Source organism: Bradyrhizobium sp. P2_E8 (genome assembly GCF_056403875.1).
The window spans coordinates 1-4,097 of record NZ_JBFUES010000714.1 but is presented as its reverse complement, the minus strand read 5'-3'; the positions used below and the strand labels follow the sequence as shown (position 1 = coordinate 4,097).

Annotated in this window: 4 protein-coding genes; all 4 read right to left on the bottom strand. The window is 60.5% G+C overall.

The window, feature by feature from the left end:
- Positions 1-937 (bottom strand): HlyD family secretion protein (locus AC1D00_RS30195; protein ID WP_477013180.1); only part of this gene is annotated, 937 nt, incomplete at its 3' end.
- Positions 938-1,091: 154 nt separating this feature from the next.
- Positions 1,092-1,340, bottom strand: coding sequence for an EAL domain-containing protein (locus tag AC1D00_RS30190; RefSeq protein WP_235885985.1), 249 nt, complete (start codon positions 1,338-1,340; stop codon positions 1,092-1,094).
- Positions 1,341-2,346: 1,006 nt separating this feature from the next.
- Positions 2,347-2,499, bottom strand: coding sequence for a hypothetical protein (locus tag AC1D00_RS30185; RefSeq protein WP_477013179.1), 153 nt, complete (start codon positions 2,497-2,499; stop codon positions 2,347-2,349).
- Positions 2,500-3,299: 800 nt separating this feature from the next.
- The coding region (gene groEL, locus AC1D00_RS30180) for a chaperonin GroEL (protein WP_477013178.1) at positions 3,300-4,097 on the bottom strand (798 nt) is incomplete at its 5' end.

Below are 4,097 nucleotides of genomic sequence, written 5' to 3'. Positions count from 1 at the left end.
GCCACGAGATTTGCGCATCAGCGTGCGCTACGTCCGCGGTGAGCCCTTCAGCCCGCTGCCGCATTTCCTCCTCACGCTGCACCGAGCTCGGACGATCGTTGTAGCTGTCGCCGAGGAAAGTGCCCTCGCGCGCCGCGGTGAGCTCAACCTGGGTTGCATCCAGGCGGCGTCGCGCGCCGATTTCGGTCTGCTGAGCAATGGTTTGATCTCGCGTCAAGCGGCCAAGCTCGACAGACGAAACGCTGCCCGATTTGATAAGCGATGAAGCTCTTTCCACCGCGGCCGCCGCCTCTTCGCGACGCGCTGCGGCCGCTTCGATTGATGTTTGGATTTCTGCGATGCGCGCCTCGAGCTGACGGATGCGCCCCGCCGTGAACAGGGCCGCCTGACGCGCCAGATCCTTCTGCGCTGCGTGGGCCGAAGCTATCTTCGAAATGAGGCTTGGCCTCTCGTTTTCCAGGCGGGACATTTGGCTGCGCAAATCATCGAGCCGCACGCGGTCACCGCGCGGGTTGACGACCTGAAGGATGAAAGTGCCCGCGGCAACGATGCCTGGATCGCCCGACAGAGAGGCGCCGGCTGAAATCTTGCCGTCGATCGGCGACCTCAATGTCACCAGTCTCGAGTTGACGACGGCTTCGACGCTTGACGTCTGGAAAAGCGCTCTCAGCGGGAGCCAGCCGAATACTGCGACGATGGCGATGCCCGCAGCTGCCTTCACAACTCGCAGTGGTATCCGGCTCGGCTTGGATTGCGCCACATTCGCGGTTGGAGCGTCAATCTCCGAGGCCTCCGTCTTGCCGGGATTAAGATGCGCATCCAACTCCAGCTGCAGATCGTACGCTCCTTTTGATACGCCAACCGATCCCGTGGGAGATTCGACGGTGTGTGGACCGCCGCCTTCGGATGCCGAGTCGCAACGCGGTTGATTCTTCATGGTAGACATGATCACCAACGCGCAACCTAGGCGAGAGATGCAGGCCGCGGAAGAAAAATGCGATGTTGGTGAGACAAATGCTACTGAAAGGCGAGAATGCTCTACAGTAGCGGATGGCCGGAACCGCATCGCCCCACTGAGGCGCAGGTTCGTGCTACCGTTCAGCCGTGGCGTTGTCGACGTGCAGCTTGGTCATAGGCGAAGCCGGCGGCATTGCCCTCGCGAAGCCCGCCAGAATGCTGGCGCCAAGCTCCGAGGTCGGGACCGGCCGGCCGAAGAAAACCCCCTGGACCTGATGACCGTCGGCCGTATCGAGAAACGCCGCCTGGCTGGCGGTCTCGACGCCTTCGACCGTTACGCGCATGTGCAGCCTGCGTCCGAGCGCGATGATCGCCTTGACCACCGCTCCGACCTGGCAACCGGCGGCATCTTGCGAGCTCCATCCAGGGCGTTTGCCGCCCTGATGTTCAGTTCAGAAGCTAACAACGATTTGGCTCCCTTAATCGGCCCTAATGAGCCATTGGCTGGAGCTGACGGCGCTAGCCTGCCGGGTGGAACTACCACTGAATAAGCACCACAGCAGCGATCAGCAGCACGAACAAGATCGGCAGCAGTACGGGAGGTACCATCCACTCGCTCAACTTGGAGATATTCGACATTTGACCGCCTCTTGGTCGTGGCGGGAGCACAAGCTCTCAGTCACCGATAACAGCCGACGGGCGCGCGGGGATGACTAGGATATAGTGCCTATTCGCAGAATAACGAGGCCAAGCGCAACTTTCTTGCCGTCGTCAGCATCGAGCGGCATTGTAAGACGCTTCCGGTATAACCACTTGAGTTGGCGCAACTGGATCGCTTCAGCATCCCCCTTCGCGCCAAGCTTCGGCCACGTCCGATGTTGTCAGCCTACCGCCTGCACGCAATGTCGACGTGAGCGTCGCGGGACAGGATAAGCTATGAGCATCCGAAATCTTTCGATGCAAATCGTGCCGGGCACCGGTCTCCTGTACCGGCAACTGATCGGCCTCAACCGTGATTGAGTTCCAAATCACAGTCGTTCTTATGATCGCACGCGGCGCGCCGTGCGATTTTGGGGACACGACAGCGCTATTGAGGCAGCGTTCTGACTCGCGGAACGGTTGCGTGGGAAGCACGCCCCTCACCTGGGAAAGTGGAGATACGCGAGAAGGAAAAGTCCTCCACACGACAGGAAGGTAATCGCGTGCAGTCTCGGTTGGCTCTTCCGGCACACGGGTGTCAGCCCAGCCGCTACTATTCAGGAGGGCGGATCAATGGGGCGACGTTTATCTATTCGTCGCGCAATTTCGCCCAGCTTGCAAGATCAGCTTGCAAGATCAGCTTGCAAGAGTAGGATCGTCTCAACAATTTCCGCCGCGCGAGTTGCCTGACTATCCGCGCAGCTCCACAGCTTTCTTGCTACCAAGCGATTCGGCACAAGCTTTTGCAACGGCCGAGTTTGGCTCGGTGCTTCCCGGCATCGTGGCCCAACCGCCCTTTTCAACGAACTTGCTCTGGTCCCATGCATAGGTCGCTTTCTTCATTTCAACCAGGTTCGTCGATGCATCCGCGGCTTGTCGAAACTTCTCAACGCAGATGGGTGCGAGAGCTGCGACGACAGCCGTCGCCGCACTATTCCTTGCGAGCGTCTCGGCGGTCCCAGCCGCCCCAGCTGAAACCCACGATTGCCAGAGCAATTGCTCCGGCCACGGCTCCCCACAGTGCCGGCCGCACGGCAGCTTTTGTCTCCCTGGAGATTTCCATCGTTTTCACCTTGACCTAGAGGTAAGTCGACTTCACCCGTTAAGAAGGCTAGACACGTCGAGCGATCGGCGTCTGTACCAAATTGCTCACGCAATCGCGTACGGACAGTCGCGGGATGGCCCGATGCGCCCGTTCGCCGCTGTGCCTACGGCGAGTATCCGCCCCGCGGGGCCCGGAGCGGGGCTCCCGGAAATGCAGCGCCTTTGTGAAATCTCTACCTTTCGTAGTTGAGCGCTGGTGGCGCCAGAATCGGTTCGAGTGTTCCTTTTTGAACAGACGGCGACATCTTTCCCCGATCTCTTCCGTGCATTGCCTGACTTGGAATGTATTACCGATCAGCCCGGCCATCGTGGCCGGGCTTTTCGCTTGAGGACTTCGCGGTCGATGCCGATAGAACAGCAAGTCTCACCTCGGCGTCTCGGCAAGCGAAAAGTAGCTTCCCTGGAAGAGTTTGCCGGACTGCGGTGTGCGCAGGCGATCTCAACTCACGTGCGCTCTCTTTAAGCAGATAGTCGTTCTACCTCTCGGAATCGGTTCATCCGTTTCCTTCTCTGCCATTCTGCGTCATGARCCGGCTCGCTTAGAAATCCATACCTCCCATGCCCCCCATGCCCCCGCCACCCGCAGGCGCGCCGCTGCCTGCGTTCCTCTTCGGCACTTCGGCGACCATGGCTTCGGTGGTGATCAAGAGAGCCGCAACCGAGGCCGCGTTCTGGATCGCCACCCGAACCACCTTGGTCGGGTCGATGATGCCTTTGGTGACCAGGTTAGCGTATTCGCCGGACTGGGAGTCAAAGCCGTAGCCGTACTGACCCTTCTCCAGGATCTTCCCGACGATCACCGAGCCATCCTCGCCAGCATTGATCGCGATCTGGCGGGCCGGATACGATAGTGCCTTGCGCACGATCTCGACACCCGTCTTCTGGTCATCGTTCTTGGTGCGCAGCCCCTTGAGATGCTCGGAAGCGCGCAGCAGGGCGACGCCGCCGCCCGGGACGATGCCTTCCTCGACGGCCGCGCGGGTGGCATGCATCGCGTCATCAACGCGGTCCTTGCGCTCCTTGACCTCAACCTCGGTCGCGCCGCCGACGCGGATGACCGCGACGCCGCCGGCGAGCTTGGCCAGACGCTCCTGCAGCTTCTCACGGTCGTAGTCCGAGGTGGTCTCCTCGATCTGCGCCTTGATCTGATTGACGCGCGCCTCGATGTCGGCCTTCTTGCCGGCGCCGCTGACGATGGTGGTGTTCTCCTTATCGATCATCACCTTCTTGGCGCGACCGAGCATGTTCAAGGTAACGTTCTCGAGCTTGATGCCAAGATCTTCCGAGATCGCCTGGCCGCCGGTCAGGATCGCGATGTCCTGCAGCATGGCCTTGCG

Excerpts from the sequence above, each read along its gene's own strand:
- AC1D00_RS30185 (WP_477013179.1), bottom strand. The coding sequence starts at position 2,499 with ATGAAGAAAGCGACCTATGCATGGGACCAGAGCAAGTTCGTTGAAAAG.